The organism is Psychrobacillus sp. BM2, assembly GCF_048572895.1.
In the GTDB taxonomy this organism is placed as follows: domain Bacteria; phylum Bacillota; class Bacilli; order Bacillales_A; family Planococcaceae; genus Psychrobacillus.
Window position 1 is genome coordinate 2,411,329 of record NZ_CP183878.1, and the last position, 17,910, is coordinate 2,429,238.

The 17,910-nt window shown below is 37.4% G+C and carries 21 protein-coding genes and 1 other annotated feature; of the genes, 2 read left to right on the forward strand and 19 right to left on the reverse strand.

Going from position 1 to position 17,910, the window contains the following annotated elements; translation table 11 throughout:
* Window positions 1–31 precede the first annotated feature (31 nt).
* Together secDF and ACN6MX_RS11795 are read right to left on the reverse strand one after the other, a co-directional pair.
* On the reverse strand, window positions 32–2,308 hold the full coding sequence (gene secDF / locus ACN6MX_RS11790; RefSeq protein ID WP_419959104.1) for a protein translocase subunit SecDF: 2,277 nt from the start codon (window positions 2,306–2,308) through the stop codon (window positions 32–34).
* A 77-nt stretch (window positions 2,309–2,385) separates the two neighbouring features.
* Window positions 2,386–2,700 (reverse strand): post-transcriptional regulator, encoded by a 315-nt coding sequence (locus ACN6MX_RS11795; protein WP_419959105.1) that lies wholly within the window; start codon window positions 2,698–2,700, stop codon window positions 2,386–2,388.
* A gap of 92 nt (window positions 2,701–2,792) precedes the next feature.
* On the opposite strand from ACN6MX_RS11795, the gene ACN6MX_RS11800 reads away from it, so the two are divergent.
* Window positions 2,793–4,319, forward strand: coding sequence for a putative polysaccharide biosynthesis protein (locus tag ACN6MX_RS11800; protein ID WP_419959106.1), 1,527 nt, complete (start codon window positions 2,793–2,795; stop codon window positions 4,317–4,319).
* 10 nt (window positions 4,320–4,329) lie between these two features.
* Here the strand turns inward: ACN6MX_RS11800 and ACN6MX_RS11805 are convergent, their stop codons facing one another.
* The 8 genes from ACN6MX_RS11805 to safA form a co-directional block, all read right to left on the reverse strand.
* The gene (locus tag ACN6MX_RS11805; protein ID WP_419959107.1) at window positions 4,330–4,968 is read right to left on the reverse strand and encodes a DUF421 domain-containing protein; all 639 of its coding nucleotides are present in this window, start codon (window positions 4,966–4,968) and stop codon (window positions 4,330–4,332) included.
* A gap of 234 nt (window positions 4,969–5,202) precedes the next feature.
* Window positions 5,203–5,469, reverse strand: a complete 267-nt coding sequence (gene yajC / locus ACN6MX_RS11810) for a preprotein translocase subunit YajC (protein ID WP_419959108.1) — start codon at window positions 5,467–5,469, stop codon at window positions 5,203–5,205.
* Window positions 5,470–5,513: 44 nt separating this feature from the next.
* Entirely contained in the window at window positions 5,514–6,653 is a 1,140-nt protein-coding gene (tgt, locus tag ACN6MX_RS11815) for a tRNA guanosine(34) transglycosylase Tgt (RefSeq protein WP_419959109.1), read from the reverse strand.
* Window positions 6,654–7,694, reverse strand: a complete 1,041-nt coding sequence (gene queA, locus ACN6MX_RS11820; RefSeq protein ID WP_419959110.1) for a tRNA preQ1(34) S-adenosylmethionine ribosyltransferase-isomerase QueA — start codon at window positions 7,692–7,694, stop codon at window positions 6,654–6,656.
* Between the two features lie 17 nt (window positions 7,695–7,711).
* A complete protein-coding gene (ruvB, locus tag ACN6MX_RS11825) occupies window positions 7,712–8,722 on the reverse strand; it encodes a Holliday junction branch migration DNA helicase RuvB (protein WP_419959111.1) in 1,011 nt (336 codons plus the stop codon).
* A gap of 19 nt (window positions 8,723–8,741) precedes the next feature.
* On the reverse strand, window positions 8,742–9,362 hold the full coding sequence (gene ruvA / locus ACN6MX_RS11830) for a Holliday junction branch migration protein RuvA (protein ID WP_419959112.1): 621 nt from the start codon (window positions 9,360–9,362) through the stop codon (window positions 8,742–8,744).
* Between the two features lie 93 nt (window positions 9,363–9,455).
* Entirely contained in the window at window positions 9,456–10,304 is an 849-nt protein-coding gene (locus ACN6MX_RS11835; RefSeq protein ID WP_419959113.1) for a hypothetical protein, read from the reverse strand.
* 3 nt (window positions 10,305–10,307) lie between these two features.
* Window positions 10,308–11,150, reverse strand: a complete 843-nt coding sequence (gene safA / locus ACN6MX_RS11840; protein WP_419959114.1) for a SafA/ExsA family spore coat assembly protein — start codon at window positions 11,148–11,150, stop codon at window positions 10,308–10,310.
* Between the two features lie 136 nt (window positions 11,151–11,286).
* Between safA and ACN6MX_RS11845 the strand changes: the two genes are divergently transcribed.
* Complete coding sequence (locus ACN6MX_RS11845; protein WP_419959115.1) at window positions 11,287–11,817, forward strand: transcription repressor NadR; 531 nt, start codon at window positions 11,287–11,289, stop codon at window positions 11,815–11,817.
* A 206-nt stretch (window positions 11,818–12,023) separates the two neighbouring features.
* On the opposite strand, the gene pheA is transcribed toward ACN6MX_RS11845, so the two are convergent.
* From pheA to ACN6MX_RS11890, 9 genes are all read right to left on the reverse strand, one after another.
* Window positions 12,024–12,902: a prephenate dehydratase gene (gene pheA / locus ACN6MX_RS11850; RefSeq protein ID WP_419959116.1), complete on the reverse strand. Its 879-nt coding sequence runs from the start codon at window positions 12,900–12,902 to the stop codon at window positions 12,024–12,026.
* Between the two features lie 137 nt (window positions 12,903–13,039).
* On the reverse strand, window positions 13,040–13,495 hold the full coding sequence (locus tag ACN6MX_RS11855; RefSeq protein WP_419959117.1) for an ACT domain-containing protein: 456 nt from the start codon (window positions 13,493–13,495) through the stop codon (window positions 13,040–13,042).
* Window positions 13,496–13,513: 18 nt separating this feature from the next.
* Window positions 13,514–14,803 carry a GTPase ObgE gene (gene obgE / locus ACN6MX_RS11860; protein ID WP_419959118.1) on the reverse strand — a complete coding sequence of 430 codons (1,290 nt, stop codon included), beginning with the start codon at window positions 14,801–14,803 and terminating at the stop codon, window positions 13,514–13,516.
* A gap of 5 nt (window positions 14,804–14,808) precedes the next feature.
* Window positions 14,809–15,342, reverse strand: coding sequence for a Spo0B domain-containing protein (locus ACN6MX_RS11865; protein WP_419959119.1), 534 nt, complete (start codon window positions 15,340–15,342; stop codon window positions 14,809–14,811).
* Between the two features lie 136 nt (window positions 15,343–15,478).
* Window positions 15,479–15,769 (reverse strand): 50S ribosomal protein L27, encoded by a 291-nt coding sequence (gene rpmA, locus ACN6MX_RS11870; protein WP_211894735.1) that lies wholly within the window; start codon window positions 15,767–15,769, stop codon window positions 15,479–15,481.
* A 12-nt stretch (window positions 15,770–15,781) separates the two neighbouring features.
* Window positions 15,782–16,117 (reverse strand): ribosomal-processing cysteine protease Prp, encoded by a 336-nt coding sequence (locus ACN6MX_RS11875; protein ID WP_093496532.1) that lies wholly within the window; start codon window positions 16,115–16,117, stop codon window positions 15,782–15,784.
* A 1-nt stretch (window position 16,118) separates the two neighbouring features.
* On the reverse strand, window positions 16,119–16,427 hold the full coding sequence (rplU, locus tag ACN6MX_RS11880) for a 50S ribosomal protein L21 (RefSeq protein WP_402849818.1): 309 nt from the start codon (window positions 16,425–16,427) through the stop codon (window positions 16,119–16,121).
* Between the two features lie 12 nt (window positions 16,428–16,439).
* Window positions 16,440–16,518, reverse strand: a sequence feature (ribosomal protein L21 leader region).
* A gap of 51 nt (window positions 16,519–16,569) precedes the next feature.
* Window positions 16,570–17,166 carry a site-2 protease family protein gene (locus tag ACN6MX_RS11885; protein WP_419959120.1) on the reverse strand — a complete coding sequence of 199 codons (597 nt, stop codon included), beginning with the start codon at window positions 17,164–17,166 and terminating at the stop codon, window positions 16,570–16,572.
* Window positions 17,159–17,704: a M23 family metallopeptidase gene (locus ACN6MX_RS11890; protein ID WP_419959121.1), complete on the reverse strand. Its 546-nt coding sequence runs from the start codon at window positions 17,702–17,704 to the stop codon at window positions 17,159–17,161. Before ACN6MX_RS11890 ends, ACN6MX_RS11885 begins: the two co-directional genes overlap by 8 nt.
* Window positions 17,705–17,910: the final 206 nt, after the last annotated feature.

Sequence of the window (17,910 nt, forward strand, 5' to 3'; positions counted from 1 at the left end):
GTTATACCCTGCTCCATATTCTTCTTAAACATTAAACGACAGGCTCATCAGAACCCCATTTTTTCTCTTCTTTTTTCACATCAAGCCCGCCAGTCTTACGCAATTCTTTCACTTTTAAATCAAACCACAATTGAGCTGCGACTAAAATAGAAGAATACGTACCTGCGATTAAACCTATTAACAAAGCGATATTGAAGTTGCGAATACCTTCTGCTCCGAAAATTAGAAGGGCAACAACTACAAGGATTACTGTTAATACGGTATTAACGGAACGACCAAGAGTCTGTCTTAACGATTTATTGACGATAGTAGCAAGTTCTTCTTCTGTAGTAATTTTTTTGCTGCGATGTAAATTTTCACGTATACGGTCAAACGTCACAATTGTATCGTTTATGGAATAACCGACAATTGTTAAGACCGCTGCAATGAATGTTATATCCACTTCTAAGCGTAAAATACTAAAGATAGAGACCATTAAGAATGCATCATGCAATAACGAAACAATCGAAGCAAGACCCATTCTCCATTCAAAACGAAATGCAACATAAATGACGATACCTAGAGCAGCAAACAAAAGAGCATAAATTGCATTTTTAGCAAGCTCTCGTCCAACTGTTGGAGATACACTACTTACAGTTGGGTCAATACCAAACTCTTTCGTCATTTCCGTTTTGAATAGCTTCACTTCATCCTGTGAAAAGTCCTCTTTGTAACGAATTACCGCGTTCTGATTATTATCTCCTGAAAGCACGATATCCTCAGAAGTCATATTTATTTTATCTAGCTTTTCTGCGATAAATTCTTTTGTCAAGGAGTTCGTCGATTGAATTTCCACTCGAGTTCCTTGAGAGAAATCAATTCCAAGATTCAATTTAAATATACTTAAAATGATAATCCCTGCAACTGTTAAGACAATAGAGGCAGTATAGAATATTTTACGATTATGCACAAAATCCAAACGATCAAATTTAGTAGTCAGGTCAAGTGTATCCACATTTTCTTCAGGAGCATGAATACGTTTTTTCGAAATTCCTAACCAGCCTGGTTTGTTATCTAAATATCCACTGTGTACGAGTAGACCTAACAAAATTCTAGAAGCCCAAACCGCTGTAATGAACACCACTAAAATACTAATAATAAGTAATGTAGCGAATCCTTTAACAGAACTTGTCCCAAAGTAGAACAATACTACTGCAGCTAAAAGTGTCGTTATATTCGCATCTAAAATCGCAGTAAATGCCTCTTTCGCTCCGGTATCAAAAGCTTTTTTAACCGATTTACCGACTCGTAATTCTTCCCTGATTCGTTCATATGTCAGGATATTGGCGTCTACTGCCATACCTACCCCAAGGACAATTGCCGCTATACCTGGTAATGTTAGAACTCCATTAATCCAATCAAAGATAATGAGAATCAAGAACATATAAACAATTAACGAAATAATCGCTACTAAACCTGGTAGTCTATAATATAAAAGCATAAAAACAAAGATTGCAGAGATACCTATAATCCCAGCTAATATTGTGCTACTTAATGCTTGTGATCCAAACTGGGCACCAACAGATGTTGAGTAAATTTCGTCAAGATGAACTGGTAATGCCCCGGCGTTTAAAATCCCCGACAAGCTTTTTGTCTCATCTACAGTGAAAGAACCCGAAATTTCTACACTATTAGAACTGATTTGTTGAGATACTCTTGGTGCAGAAGTGAATTTAGGTTTCGGTTTTACCACTTCAGCAGCGTAGGAATCTACACCTTCTTCGAAATCTAACCAAATAACTAATACATTATCTGGAGCTGGTTTAGCTGCAATTTCTGAAGTAACTTCTGCGAATTTGTTTGCATCCTTCAATTGTAGCGTAACAATTGGTTGCCCTTGTTGATTAAAAGCATCCTTTGCTCCACCTTGTTTTAAATCATTTCCATCCAGCATAATATTATCATCCGTATCACGGAATGTTAAATTTGCTTGGGTAGAAAGAAGTTCTCTCGCAGAGTTTTGATCTTCTACTCCAGCGAGTTGGACACGAATACGGTTACCGCTTTCGATTTGAATACTTGGTTCATTTACTCCCAATGCATCAATACGATTCGTAAGTGCGGCCGCTGTGTCTTTCACTATGTCTTCCGTAATTTTCTGATCTTCTTTTCCTTTTAAAGGCTCTACTTGATAAAGTACTTCGAATCCACCTTGTAAGTCCAAACCAAGTTTTATATTATTTAATACTCCACCAACTGTAGGACTGATTGTCCCTGCAAAAATAACGAGTAGCAATAAAAACGCTACTATACGTCCTCTAGTTTTCATATGTAGATTTCCTCCTCAAAAAAAAGCAACAAGTTTATTATGAAACACGTTGCGCTTACTGTCAAATAACCATCCACTTATTTTTCTTCGAAACCTGGGTTCAATAACAATTGCAACTCTTCTTGATTGATCTCAGAAAACCAATTAGATGTTCTTTGATTTTCAATTTGTTCAAAAGTCATAAACTCTGCGGGAGAAATGGTTAGTATATCATTTATGATTTGATATAAAGGCAAGGAAGTAATATCTTTTTTTCTCCATTTTTTGTTCACACAAAACTTCCAAATGTCTTTTTCCGTAACCGTATCGTATTGATAAACGACAAACTCATTTTTCTTACTTTCTATAGCTGGTAGTACGTGCGTAAAAATATCATCATAATTATTTTCCATAATATCGCACCTCTTTTAAAGAATAATGTACTAAGCAATATGCATATTGTTATTGTATACGAAGTTCCTGTATTTGAGAAGGAAGTGTTTAATTGTCTACATTTTTAAAAGGCTCAATTTTGTTAATGATTTCCATTTTTTTATCCAAGTTGTTAGGGTTTATTTATCGTATGCAGTTTGTTCGCTTAACTGGGGAAGAAACAGTTGGAATTTACATGACTGCCTATCCAGCTTTTATCTTTTTCCTTTCTTTGGTACAGCTTGGTATTCCAATTGCAATGGCTAAAATTATTGCAGAGGTACGAGCAAGAAGTGCGACATCAGATTATTTCTCTGTTATGCGAACTTCTGTAATCGTTACGGTTGTTTCCATATTACTTTTCACTCCACTATTTATCTTTGTAGCTCCATATATCTCAGGTAATCTATTAAAAAATGATGCAATCACTATGACATTGTATGTATCCATCGCAATTGTTCCAATTGCCGCTGCTGGAGGAATATTGAAAGGATTTTTCCAAGGAATAGCACGATTAGAAGAAACAGCAGTTGCTCAATTAATGGAGCAAGTCGTTCGTATTCTTTTAATCAGTTTTGTACTTCCTTTCTTTTTAACTTCCACATCTCCACAAGAAGCTGCTGCTTATGCGATGATCTTAGCTCTAATCGCTGAACTTATCGCATTACTCTATTTAAAATGGAAATATGACAGATGGAAAACAAAACAAACGTATAGCAAAACATCTAAAGGATATCCACTTTCTCCACTTTTCGCAATTGCATTACCGTCTTCAGGGAGTAAACTTTTCGGATCCTTCACATGGTTTTTGGAGCCAATTATTTTTATCAAGGCTTTAGCTATTACAGGAATCACTGCAGTGGCGGCTACTACACTTTATGGAGTTATTTCAGGTGTTTTAGTTCCTTTACTGTTATTTCCTTCTTTCATCCCATACGCACTTTCTATTGTTCTAATTCCGGCTGTTAGTGATGCGTTTGCACGAAAAAATTTCAAGTTATTAAAAGAAAGAATTCACCTTTCCTTAAAATTCTCTACATTAACAGGCTGTTACGCTGCTACACTGTTTTATCTGCACGGCGGTGAGTTAGTAAAGACACTATTTCACGTTGAAAATGCAACGGTTTATATGAAAATTCTGTCGCCTATTTTTTTCTTTTATTATATTCAAAGTCCTTTGTTTTCTATTTTACAAGCCTTAAATAATTCAAAAGCTGCATTTCTCAATTCCCTATATGGTGGCGTAGGGAAACTATTATTACTATTCTTCCTAGCTTCACAAGTAACTATTCAAGAAAAAGGTGCTATCGTTGCGATTGGATTTGGGGTATTGATTACTTCTTTTTTACATATCGCTTCTTTGAAGGAAAAAAAAGAAGCACAAATTGGCTTCTCTTTTTTTGTAATACCCTATGCAGTATTTTTGTTAACCATCATCTCAAGACCATTGATAATTTCTATCGGAAGTCATTCTTTACTAATCGATTGTCTTATCACTATGGTATATTTAACAGTTGCATTAGTACTTTTTAGACAGATTAAACGAAAAGAGATAAGCGTCATTTTCAAGATTGCAAAAACGTCTAAGAACAGATTCTGAGAAAACATGACTAAAAAGAAGTCTTTAGCTGAATATATAGCACTTCGTTTTCATAACTACAGTAAAATATTTTTTTAGAGTTCATGATTTGCTTTTGCTCTAGTTCTTGTATCAACCATTTTTCATTTTTACCAATATGCTCTAAATGTCTATATTGTATATCACCGTCTATTATAAGAGGAAATACGTATTGTTCTCCTTCTTTTTTAAAGACGGATAAGTTTCCTGATGGCTCCAAAAAAGCATAAGAGACGGACTGAATCGAACCAATTTGTTGTTCTCGTAGTTGTTGAAGCATATCATCTAAATTGTAACGTTGTTTTCTCATCTCTTTCTCAATGATAATTCCATCCCGGATTAGTATTGAAGGCTCGCCTTCCATCACATCACGAAACTTTTTGCTTTTTAAAGAAATGTAGGATACGGCAATCTGAATGAGAAACAATATAATCACTGGAACTATTGCATGAAAAAAACTACTGTGAGGATCGTCCAATGAAAATGCTGCGACCTCCGCTATTAAAAGAAAGACAACTAAGTCAAAAATACTAAGCTCGCCAACTTCTCTTTTCCCCATCAGACGAAGAATCAACAAAATAAACCAATACAAAATAAATGTCCGAATTATAATTATGATCAAATCCTGCACATAATCACCTCATAATTACCTTGCCCAAAGAAAAAGAACTTACTCATAAAATGAATAAGTTCTTTTTCTTATGTATTTTTGTAAAGTTGACTAGTATACTACGAATTTATGTAGTTTGTTCCAGCGCCTAGCTCCTCGGGTCACTTCAGTCTTTCGGAAAAGGCAAAGTGCGCCTTTACGCGAAATCCTTCCAGTGCCTGTCGGAGCTAACATAGGCGCTTTCACATTTCATAATTATTTCGACTCTGTTACTACTCGTCCTACTGCAACGCGCTCGAATTGTAAACGAGTTCCGTCTGCAACAGTTACGAAGATCGTTTGATCATCTACTGCATCTACCTTTGCGTGTAACCCACCAACAGTGATGATATCGTCTCCACGTTTAATATTGTTTTGCATTGATGCTGTGTTTTTTTGACGCTTTTGTGCTGGTCGAATGATGAAGAACCACATAACAGCGAACATCGCAATAATTGGCAACAAACCTACTAATGTATCCATGTATTTATTTCCCCCCTTTTATCTCTTTACCTAGTATACAAGAATCAGAAGTTTTTTGCATTTGGTTTGTTATACCCATATTCTTCAAAAAATTCTTCTTTGAAATCTAGCAAACGATCTTCACGTATTGCTTGTCTTACATTTTCCATTAATTTCATTAGGAAATGCAGATTATGATAAGACGCTAAACGTAAACCAAATGTTTCATCCGCTTTGAATAAGTGGCGAATATAAGCACGTGAATAATTTTTACATGTGTAACAATCGCATTTCTCATCGATAGGACCAAAATCACGAGCAAACTTAGCTCCTTTAATAACTAGACGTCCTTGATGAGTAAAGAATGTACCATTGCGTGCAATACGTGTTGGTAATACACAGTCAAACATGTCTACGCCTCGAATAGCACCGTCTATTAATGAGTCAGGTGAACCAACACCCATTAAATAGCGTGGCTTGTTTTCAGGCATCATCGGCGTTGTAAAATCCAGTACACGATTCATCACATCTTTTGGTTCACCAACAGACAATCCTCCGATGGCATAACCAGGAAAATCAAGAGAAACTAAATCCTTTGCAGACTGACGGCGTAATTCCTCATATTCTCCACCTTGGATAATCCCAAATAGCCCTTGCTTATCAGTATTCGTATGCGCAGTTAAACAGCGCTCTGCCCAACGTGATGTACGTTCTACAGATGCTTTCATATATTCAAAAGATGCTGGATAAGGCGGACACTCATCGAATGCCATCATAATATCAGAACCTAAATCATTTTGAATTTGCATTGATTTTTCAGGACTTAAAAATAATTTATCCCCGTTGAGGTGATTACGAAAATGAACACCTTCCTCTTCAATTTTACGCATATCACTCAAACTAAATACTTGGAAACCTCCGGAATCTGTAAGAATCGCACGATCCCAGTTCATAAATTTATGAAGTCCGCCTGCTTCGCGAATAATGTCGTTTCCTGGGCGAAGCCATAGGTGATAGGTATTACTAAGAATAATACCGGCGTTCATTTCTTTGATCTCTTCGGGTGCCATTGTTTTTACTGTTGCTTGTGTACCTACTGGCATAAATGCAGGTGTTTCAAACGATCCGTGAGGCGTGTGTACAACACCCAACCTTGCACCTGTTTGTTTGTCTTTTTTTATAAGTTCATACGTAACTGCTGTCATTTAATAATTCCTTCCTTTTATAAACATGGCATCTCCAAAGCTGAAAAAGCGATATTTTAAATCGACTGCTTCCTTATAGGCACTGAGTATAAACTCTTTAGAAGTAATTGCACTCACGAGCATTACTAAAGTAGATTTAGGTAAGTGGAAATTTGTAATCATTCCATCTATACACTTAAATTCATAACCTGGATATATAAATATTGAAGTCCATCCACTATCTGCTTGAAGTTGTCCATCAAATTTAGTTGCCACTGTTTCCAATGTTCTCGTAGAGGTAGTCCCAACTGCAACAACTTTTCCTCCAGATGCCTTCACTTGGTTAATAACATCTGCTGTCTCTTCTGTAATCCGATAAAATTCAGAATGCATTTCATGGTCATCAATAGAATCTACACTAACAGGTCGGAAAGTTCCTAGTCCTACATGTAATGTCACAAACGCTATTTTAACACCTTTTGCGCGAATGTCATCTAATAATGCCTCTGTGAAATGTAAGCCGGCTGTTGGTGCCGCCGCAGAACCTTGCTCTTTTGCATAAACTGTTTGATATCGATCTTTATTTTCCAGTTTTTCATGAATATATGGGGGAAGCGGCATTTCTCCTAATTGGTCTAATACCTCAAAAAATACGCCCGCATATTCAAAACGGAAAATTCGTCCACCATGGTCTTTTATGCCTGTACAGACAGCTTTCAACAAACCTTCACCAAAAGTAATTTCTGTGCCTATTTTGACACGTTTTGCAGGTTTCACTAGTGTCTCCCACTGATCTCCTTCTATTTGTGTCAATAATAGAACTTCTACATTCGCTCCAGTTTCTTGTTTCACACCCATTAGACGAGCAGGCATTACCTTCGTATCGTTCAACACAAGGCAATCTCCTTCATTTAATTCATTTAGTATTTCCTTAAAGTGAGTATGTGTATACGACTGTTTTTCAAAATCTGCTATTAATAGCTTACTACTCGTTCTGTCCAAAAGTGGTGTTTGGGCAATTAGTTCTTCTGGTAATTCAAAATCAAAATCTTCTACTCTCATATATAGGACATCCTTTTTTATTCTTTTCTTTCCACTGGAAATGAAATTCCAAAATGGTCATAAGCTAGTGGCGTAACAATTCTTCCTCTGGGAGATCGTTGGATAAAACCAATTTGCAGAAGATATGGTTCATATACATCTTCAATCGTTGCAGACTCTTCACCAATACTTGCTGCGATGGTATCTAAGCCAACCGGACCGCCTCTAAAGCGGTCAATCATAGACATTATTAGTTTATGATCGATATGATCTAATCCACGAGGATCTACTTGAAGCAGCTCCAATGCCTCTTTAGCAATATCAACCGAGATATGTCCATTTCCGCGAACCTGTGCATAATCTCGTACTCTTTTTAATAAGCGGTTAGCAATACGTGGAGTACCTCTCGATCTTCTGGCGATTTCGCCAGCAGATTCATGGTCAATGGATGCATTAAACAGCTCTGAACTGCGAACCACAATGGAGGTTAATGCATCTTCATCATAGTAATCTAGTCGTAGCAAAACACCAAAGCGATCACGTAAAGGTGCAGATAACGCCCCGGCTCTAGTAGTGGCACCTATTAACGTAAATGGTGGCAGATCAAGTCGCACACTTCTTGCGGCTGGTCCTTTTCCGACAACTATATCCAAACAAAAGTCTTCCATTGCAGGATAAAGCACTTCCTCGATGGATCGATTTAACCGATGAATTTCGTCTATAAATAATACATCTCCAGGCTCCAACGAACTAACTATTGCTGCTAAGTCACCAGGACGCTCGATAGCTGGACCACTTGTCATTCTAATTTGGACGTCCATTTCATTTGCAATTACGGCCGCAAGTGTTGTTTTACCAAGTCCAGGAGGTCCATATAAAAGACAGTGATCTAAGCTTTCACTTCTCATTTTAGCTGCTTCGATAAAAATTTCTAAATTATGTTTAATCTTATCTTGCCCAATATATTGCTTTAGAAACTGTGGACGAAGTGATTGCTCGAAAGGTTCGTCAAAATTGGAGATTTCGCTTGAAATGACACGTTCATCCATACCTAGAACCTCCTTTCTTTTATTTACCTGCAAATAATAATTGTAAAGCTTTCTTCATAAATTGATCGGTTGTTTGCAGTCCAGCCTCCGCTTTAAGCAGTGGGCGTATTTTAGCTAATTCTCTTTCCGAATATCCTAATGCTGTTAGTGCAAGCATCGCTTCTTCAAGTTCATGATCAGCTTCCCCATTGTCAAATAAGTTAGGTTCATCATCTTCGAACTGTAGCTGTTCAAAATCTATTAAATCATTTAACTTTCCTTTTAAATCTAATATCATTTGGCGGGCAGTTTTCTTTCCTACTCCTGGAAATTTTACTAAAAATGTTTCATCTTCCCTTTCAATTGCTTGAATGACGTGGGTAGGCTCTCCACTAGCTAAGATAGCCAAAGCACCTTTGGGACCAATTCCAGAAACTAAAATAAGTTTACGAAATAATTCCCTCTGCGCAAGGCTAGGAAATCCCATTAGCTGCTCTGCATCCTCACGGACATGAAAGTGCGTATAAACTTGGACCATTTCCTCACTTTTTTTGAAAGCAAATGGATTTGGCGTAAAAAGTTGGTATCCAATTCCCTGCTGTTCTACTACCACATACTCCGGTGTGACCCGAGTTACTTGTCCTTTTATGTAATCATACATCCTTTAAATCCCTCACAATTCATACTGTCATTATAGCATAACAAACAAAGAAGGCCGCTCAAAGCCCGAGCGACCAACTCCTAAATAGAACGATTATAGTTTACTTATAGTATAGCATAAATTAGGCCATTCTGTTAGTGCTTTATTCGTATAGGGTATTAACTGATCGATAAATTTCTGTTTACGCTCTTTTGGTAATGAGTACGCATACAACCATTCTCGGTATAGCTCATTTGGATACATCATCGCTTCCTTATAACGTCGTACCACTTTTTCAAGATGCGGGAATTCTTGGATTAGCGACAGAATATCATAGTCTATTTCCGGAAGTACCCGATGCATCCATAGTATATTTTCCATTTCACTTGGACCTATCACAGCCAAATCAAAATCAATTATTTTATAATCAGAGCTGTCTGATAAAAAATTATGATGAACAACATCTCCATGAAGTAAGGTACGTTTTTCCATATTAAATGGTTTCATATTTTGCAATGCAATATCTCCAAAAAGCAACAATAGTTTTGTCTGATTGCACCCTATATATGACTCGATGAAAAAAGAGATTTCATTCATCTTCCATTTCCGATTCTGCCATTTAGAAATAAGATTAAAAGAATAAAATAAATTACTATCTTCCCAGTCAATTATACGATTGGTCTCATGAATTTGACTCAGCAAAGAATAGACTGCCTTTCGATCTTCTTTAAAACGATAGGAAACCGTATGTGTCCCTTTATACCATGGTTGTATAATAAAATCATCTTGTGTCGATTCAATAATCGGAAGTATAAAAGGTTTATCAATGTCTTCTAGTTCTTTATGAATTACGCGAATTTTTTCTGCCTGTTCAATGGTCGGATATTTTTTTACAGAGAATATGCCGTTTTCATTTTTCCATTTCCATACATTTTTCTTAATTTGCCGTATATACGTACTCACGTTTTAATAATGATGATAGGGATGATAGGGAGGACATGGATATACAGGAACATAACATATCTGTACACAAGGACATCCTCCGTAGTCTGCTTGGTGATGCATGTATGGAAATTGTTGAAATGGTGGACACGGATACATTGTCGGGAATGTAGGTGAAGCTTCGAACATCGGTGAAGCTTCTTCTGCTATCGGGCTTGTTAGCTGTGGTGTTGGTTGAATAGGCATTGGTTGGACAGGCGGCGGTGTTGGTTGCGGTGTTGGTGATTTTTCAACCTCTATATCATAATTCTCGATATGGTTATGGATGTGAATAGACGTAGACTCCATCAATCTCCAGCCTTGGGGAGACGGGGTCATCTCAATGTTAGGGACGGGCATCGTATGAATTGGAAATGTATAGGATGGCTGAGGTTGCGGTTGCGGCTGTGGTTTTTGTTGTTGCTTGAGTTGGTGTGGCTTGGGTTGGTGTGGTTGGTGTGGCTTGGGTTGGTGTGGTTGGTGTGGCTTTTGATACGTAGGTGCCACTGGCATCGGTTGCGGCATCGGCACTACAGGTACTACTGGTGGTACTGGATGCATGTTCGCTTTATTATGTTCCGAGATTTTAACTTCCTCCTTTTTCATTTCTTTTTTGACCATTTCTTTCTTAACTGGTCGATGATCACTGTATGGATGAGTCGTCGATTCCATTTTTTTCGAATTCGGAATAAAAATTTTCATACCAGGCACAATATATTCCGGATTAGCTAAATGCGCATTAACTTTCTTTAATTCCTCAAAAGAAACACCATAATTTCTGGAAATTTTCCACAGAGTGTCCCCTTTTACAACAACATGAGTTTGCACTGTCTTCCTCCTTCCTTCTCCTCTAAATTATGTGTAACACCTTAAATTGGTCACAGATTTTAAACAAACAACCATCCCTTCATGATAAACTTATGAATAGGAACCAAGTCATTATGCAAGTTCGGAGGGGTTAATCGTGAAAAAGTTAAAAGGTGTGGACCGTAGGAATTGGATTTTTTCCTATTTAAAGGAACAACAAGCACCTGTGACTGGCACAGAGTTAGCAAAGCTCACCAATGTCAGCAGGCAGGTGATTGTAAATGATATAACATTATTAAAAGCAACAAATGCCCCTATTATGTCTACTAGTCAAGGCTATATTGTACTGCCCGATAAAGAAAGCATTCCATATATTCAACGACGAGTAGCGTGCAATCATCAATCAATCCATTCAGAGGATGAGCTTTTAACTTTAGTTGATGCTGGAGTCACTGTAGAAAACGTGACTGTTGAACACCCTGTTTACGGAGAAATCACTTCTTCTATTATGGTTTCTAATCGACACGACGTAGAAATGTTTTTAAAGAAAGTGCGAGATACGGATGCTCCATTTTTATTGGAGCTTACTGCTGGAATTCATTTGCATTTATTGTCCGCGCCAACCGAAGAAATTTTAAATAGAGCTATCAGTGCAATTAGAGAAAAAGGTTATTTGATGGAAGGATAACACCTGTGTTTTAAACTGGAAAGTAGTGACATTCTGATGTTTCGTCTGCACTTTCCGGTGTTACTTGAGTTTATTCAGGTGATTCTCTTCTACATTCGGGTGTTTCTCTAAAGTATTCAGGTGATTCCATGAAACTTTCCGGTGTTTCTTCACTGTTTATCATTTCTGCTCCCCCGCAAAAAAAAAAAAAAACGAAGCGAATCCTTTTATGAACGGATTGCTTCGTTTTTTGTTTCGTATGTATAATATGAGCCTAATGATTTTACGCCACAACCAAGAGCTTTTAACTCTTCCATGGCCCCGATCATCATTGGCTTCTTTTCATCTTCTAGAACATCCATGATAAAGAAATATTGCCCTAAACCAGTTTTTAGTGGTCTTGACTCAATTTTACTTAAATTGAGCTGTCTCCATGCAAATACGGAAAGCACCTGATGTAATGCACCAGAGCGATCGTCTTTAGGTAAGGTAATCATTACCGTTGTTTTAACTTGACCTGTATGGCCATCTCGTTCGATACAATGATTCTTTTTAGAAATCACAAAAAAACGAGTGTGATTAAAATGAAAATCATGTATATTCTGTTCAACAATTTCCAAACCATATTCCGATGCGGCTGAAGTATTTCCAATCGCTGCGATACATAAATCTTCGTGTTCAGAAACATATTTTGCTGCGGCTGCGGTTGAAGATGATTGTTCTAAGGGTACTTTTCCAAATCGGTAATACAAATATTTGTGGCATTGCGCCAAAGCATGTGGATGGGAGTAAACGATTGTCATGTCTTCCCATCTCCCCACATTACTTGGATGAACCATTAAATGCTGCTCGATTGGAGATAATAGCTCCGCAATTACGTAAAGCTCTGCCTCATGGAACAAATAGTCTATCGTTAACGGAACGGTGCCCTCTAACGCATTTTCCAGCGGAACTACTGCTATATCTACTTCTCCAGTTGCTACAGCTTCAATACATTCAGGTATAGTACGAATTGGCACTAACAGCTCTTGTTGAAATAATGACTTTGCTGCTAAATGTGTAAAAGAAGCTTCTGGTCCTAGAAAAGCAACTTGTTTGGTTGTCATTGGAAAAACCTCCTTATTTGTCTAGCTCCAGATGTCAGCAGCTCGATCGCTTCAGACTTTTGGAATAGGCAAAGGACGCCTTTTACTTTAAGTCTTCCAGCGCTTTTCCCTGCTGGATGGCATCTTCCGCTTTCCTATTATAAAGCGCCAGAGCTAATTACTTCTGCAGATTCCACAAAGTCCAGTCGCTTCATTTCATTTAAAAATTCTTCTAATTCCTTGTTCATCGCTGTTACATCCAGTGATAATGTTACACTAGCTCTTCCTTGTATCGGTATCGTTTGATGGATTGTCAACACATTACATGTAGAGTCAGCCACTAATTGCAACAACCTAGCAAGCGTTCCTTCTCTATCTTCTAATTGTAGAAAGACAGTTAAAATCCGTTCTTGAACGATCGAATGGAATGGAAAAACCGCATCGCGATATTTATAAAAAGCACTTCGAGATAAATCTACCTCTTTTACTGCATCCCATATCGAAGATACTTTCCCAGATTGAAGGAGGTGTTTTGCTTCCAAGGTTTTTTGCATTGCCTCTGTCAGCACATCCTCCCGTACTAAAAAAAATCTCTGGCTTGTCACATCTTTCATGCGGTTCCCTACTTTCCTCTATTCGATAAACTCAAATTCAAATTTCAATAATCGTACTGTATCTCCATCTTTAGCTCCACGCTGACGTAGGGCATCATCAATTCCCATTCCACGTAGTTGTCTCGAGAATCTGCGGATAGAATCTTCTCTACTGAAGTCAGTCATTTTAAATAATCTTTCTACTGATCCACCAGCAAGTACGAAGGCCCCATCATCATCTCTTGAAATTGTGAAGTCATCTTGTTTAGCTTGATATTTGTACATAACAGAGGTTTCTGTTTCTTCCTCTACTAATTCCTCTAATGGGAATTCTGGTGCTACCTCTAACATATCTGCTACAGCAAATAATAATTCTTGTAACCCTTGACGAGAAATCGCTGAAATCGGGAATACTTTCATATCTGATCCGACTTTTTCTTTAAATTCTTTTAAATTGTCTTCGGAATCTGGCATGTCCATTTTATTGGCTACAATAATTTGTGGTCTTTCCGTTAAACGAAGATTATATTGTTTTAGTTCCTCATTAATCGTTAAATAATCCTCGTAAGGATCGCGCCCTTCCATTCCAGACATATCGATAACATGTACGATTACACGCGTACGTTCAATATGACGTAAGAACTGATGACCAAGCCCTACTCCTTCATGTGCGCCTTCAATTAGTCCTGGTAGATCCGCCATCGCAAAGCTACGATGATCTTCTGTTTCCACCATTCCTAGGTTTGGTACAATTGTAGTAAAATGGTACGGAGCAATTTTAGGCTTAGCTGCTGATACAACTGATAGTAAAGTAGATTTTCCGACACTCGGGAACCCAACTAATCCAACGTCTGCTAAAACTTTTAGCTCTAGCTCAACATTTAACTCGAAACCTGGTTCGCCTTTTTCAGAAAGCTCTGGAGCTGGATTTGCAGGCGTTGCGAAACGAGAGTTCCCTCTACCACCACGGCCACCTCTTGCAATAACAGCTTTTTGACCATGCTCTACTAAATCAGCTATGACTTCCCCTGTTTCTTCATTTTTAACTACTGTTCCCGGTGGAACTTTAATGATCAAATCATCCGCATTGGCACCATGCATATTCTTACTACCACCATGAACTCCTCTCTCAGCTTTAAAAATTCGCTTATAGCGGAAATCCATTAACGTACGAAGACCTTCTTCAACCTCGAAGATAACGTCGCCACCGTTTCCTCCGTCCCCACCTGCGGGACCTCCTAAAGGAACATATTTCTCACGACGGAATCCAACCATACCATCTCCGCCGTCGCCACCTTTGACATATACTTTCACGTGATCAACAAACATTTAATTCACTCCAATCTTCCACTTGCAATTAGTTTTACTTTTATCGAATTGTTGGTTGCTTCTATTATTTGCAGTTGAAATAACTCTCCTACTTGTTCATCCTGCCAATTATTATCAGACCAATCTCCCCGAATATCTATTAGTATTTCCAAAAATTCATCCGAAATGATATGAAGTTTCAGTAACTGCTCTTGATATCCTCTAAAATGCGGGTAAATAGCTAGCACAAATCTATTTAGATAATCTATTAAAGCATCATCGTACATATCTGCTTTTCTATTTAGAAGAGATGTTTGAACATCTAAAGTTAATTGATTATATTTAATACTAAATGTTTGTAGCCATACATTTGTTTTATATAAGCCAATATTATTTATATCAAAAAATTGGCTGCAATTTTGGGAATATTTTTTTATTAAAGCTCTAACTTCTTCGGACTTTCCCATATCTAAGTTCATCTGTAATAGGTGCATATTATTCAAATAATCATGCATTGTATGGCGAAGTACTTCATTTAAAGTAATTTCGTTATGATTCATATTAGACACATCCCAACATTAACTATCTTTACTAGTATAACAGGAATAATTCTATTTTGCTTTTAGAGTATAGCTTACTTTTAAGAAATTTTTGAAATCAAAAAGGACTGCATAAATGCAGTCCTTTTATTATTCATTAAGCTTCTTGAGCTACAGGATATACACTTACTTTTTTCTTGTCGCGGCCGTAACGCTCAAAGCGCACTACACCGTCAACTTTCGCAAAAAGTGTGTCATCTCCACCACGTCCAACGTTTTCACCTGGATGAATTTTAGTCCCGCGTTGACGGTATAAAATTGATCCACCTGATACGAATTGTCCGTCAGCACGTTTAGCGCCTAGACGTTTCGATTGAGAGTCACGACCGTTACGAGTCGAACCTACTCCCTTTTTGGATGCGAAAAACTGAAGATTTAATTTTAACATATGTTCCACCTCCTACTTTTTGAAGGTTATTTTTATATACTTGGCATAATCTTGCTCAATCGTTTGTAAAGAAACAATCATCGCTTCTAAAATAAGCTGTATTTGAGCAGCCTTTTCTAGATTTGATATGCTTGGAACTTCGACATATAAATAGCCTCCGTCCCCTTTTTGCTTTATAATGGGCGTGATTTCCGTAAGTGCGATCACAGCATTAACTGCACCAAAGGATACAGCAGAAGCTCCTGCGCATACTAAATCTTTACCATGTTCCGCAAAATCGGCATGGCCTTTCATCTCGAAAGAATGAATATGACCAGATTGATCTTTTGTTATAGTCACTTTAATCATCTTATAAACTAATAGATTCTACTACTAATTTAGTGTATGGCTGTCTGTGACCTTGTTTTTTGTGATAGTTCTTTTTCGCTTTGTATTTGAAGACAGTAATTTTTTTAGCTTTGCCATTTTTTACAACTTTCGCTGTAACAGTAGCACCACTCACGAATGGAGCGCCAACTTTAACTTCTTCTCCACCTACGAATAAAACTTTTTCGAAAGTTACAACTTCATCAGCATTTGCATCTAATTTTTCAATGTAGATTTCTTGCCCTTGTTCAACTTTGATTTGTTTACCACCAGTTTCAATAATTGCGTACATACTTGCACCTCCTCTTAGACTAAGACTCGCCTTACAAAAGGTGATCCGAAACTCGAATACTTGAACCTTTTCAGAGCGGTTGTAGCAACGGGTGCTGCTACAAACAATAACATTAAAATATTATCACACATAATATTTCTAGTCAAGTGCTTTCCGTAATCCAATCAAATGCAAGCTTGTACTTTCGAAATCTCCAATAAGATAAGTTTTGAAAGACAAGAAACAAAAATATTAGCGTAAAGGCTAGGCCTTGTGGGAAATATAAACAACTTATCGTAAAAATAATAACGCAAATACAGCCTGAATAACCGATCAGTTCCTCATATCTCTCTGGGAAAATAGAATGTATGATTCGCCCTCCATCTAAAGGGAAGATTGGCAAAAGATTTAAGCCCAAAATAAGATATTGAATCATGATAAATATATTAGCTTGAGGAAAATCTATGAGCATACCAAATAAGAGTAAAAGAAGTGTACAAAAGGGCCCACCTAGGATTACGCACACCTGTATCGTTTTCGAGAGCTTAGAAAATTGCTCCATCTTTATTTCGCCGCCATAAGGTAAAATAGTGCAAGATTGGATTTTGGCCCCCATACAGACTGCAACGAATAGATGACCAAGCTCATGAGCCAACAACGAGCCAAATACGAGTGCATACATAGCTATTTCACCGGATAAATAAAAGAACAGAAAAAAAGGTATCATTATAGGGTGTACACGAAATAGTCGTTTATTCATAGGTTACGGCAAGCCACTCAATAAGCTCATCCGTTCCCAACAACTCTCCTTCTTTTTCCACCTGAACGTACAGAATTTCATTTCCAACAGTGCCAAATATGTCTCCAGCGTTTACGGTCGTATATGGCAATTGACGAAACTCATCTACAAAACCATATGTAGCCGTTTCACCAGTATCATATAAAATAGATAATGTTTTACCAGTCTTTTTTCTATAACCAGTATAAATAATTAATCCATCATTAGATGCATGCAGCTCTTGGGATTTATCAACTGATAGGACAGCACCGTCTTCTAAAGGCTGAATAGATTTATATTCGATTAATGGAGGAGTAGTTACAGGTGCACTAACACTGATTAATTCATCTGAGCGTGTAATCCAAGCAACTACTTGTTTATATATTTCTGTTGGTCTTTGAGGTTCTAATAATAGGCTGGCATAATTGGTCGATAAAGTACTATTCCCTTCCAATTTTGCTAATAAAACAAATGATAATACAAATATAAATGAAAGTACCCATTTTCTTTTCGATAGCATAACATTCCCCCTAAGAAGAATATATGAAGGTGGAGGCTGTTTAATGAATATATCCTTCTTTTGAAGAGTTACTGATTAAATAGATTGGAGTATGGTCAGACTTATCGAGCTATTTTTTATACTTATTGATCGATTCTGTACGTTCATTGATCGATTCACCACTTTCCTGTGAAAGCCAGTACATAAAAAAACCGACTGCTAAGAAT

Coding starts and splice junctions, on each gene's coding strand:
- yajC (WP_419959108.1), bottom strand. CDS start 5,469: ATGGATACATTAGTAGGTTTGTTGCCAATTATTGCGATGTTCGCTGTT.
- rpmA (WP_211894735.1), bottom strand. CDS start 15,769: ATGTTAAAATTAAATCTTCAGTTTTTCGCATCCAAAAAGGGAGTAGGT.
- ACN6MX_RS11875 (WP_093496532.1), bottom strand. CDS start 16,117: ATGATTAAAGTGACTATAACAAAAGATCAATCTGGTCATATTCATTCT.
- ruvB (WP_419959111.1), bottom strand. CDS start 8,722: ATGGATGAACGTGTCATTTCAAGCGAAATCTCCAATTTTGACGAACCT.
- secDF (WP_419959104.1), bottom strand. CDS start 2,308: ATGAAAACTAGAGGACGTATAGTAGCGTTTTTATTGCTACTCGTTATT.
- ACN6MX_RS11865 (WP_419959119.1), bottom strand. CDS start 15,342: ATGAATCATAACGAAATTACTTTAAATGAAGTACTTCGCCATACAATG.
- rplU (WP_402849818.1), bottom strand. CDS start 16,427: ATGTACGCAATTATTGAAACTGGTGGTAAACAAATCAAAGTTGAACAA.
- ACN6MX_RS11890 (WP_419959121.1), bottom strand. CDS start 17,704: ATGCTATCGAAAAGAAAATGGGTACTTTCATTTATATTTGTATTATCA.
- ACN6MX_RS11885 (WP_419959120.1), bottom strand. CDS start 17,166: ATGAATAAACGACTATTTCGTGTACACCCTATAATGATACCTTTTTTT.
- ACN6MX_RS11855 (WP_419959117.1), bottom strand. CDS start 13,495: ATGAAAGATGTGACAAGCCAGAGATTTTTTTTAGTACGGGAGGATGTG.
- pheA (WP_419959116.1), bottom strand. CDS start 12,902: ATGACAACCAAACAAGTTGCTTTTCTAGGACCAGAAGCTTCTTTTACA.
- queA (WP_419959110.1), bottom strand. CDS start 7,694: ATGAGAGTAGAAGATTTTGATTTTGAATTACCAGAAGAACTAATTGCC.
- obgE (WP_419959118.1), bottom strand. CDS start 14,803: ATGTTTGTTGATCACGTGAAAGTATATGTCAAAGGTGGCGACGGCGGA.
- tgt (WP_419959109.1), bottom strand. CDS start 6,653: ATGACAGCAGTTACGTATGAACTTATAAAAAAAGACAAACAAACAGGT.
- ruvA (WP_419959112.1), bottom strand. CDS start 9,362: ATGTATGATTACATAAAAGGACAAGTAACTCGGGTCACACCGGAGTAT.
- ACN6MX_RS11795 (WP_419959105.1), bottom strand. CDS start 2,700: ATGGAAAATAATTATGATGATATTTTTACGCACGTACTACCAGCTATA.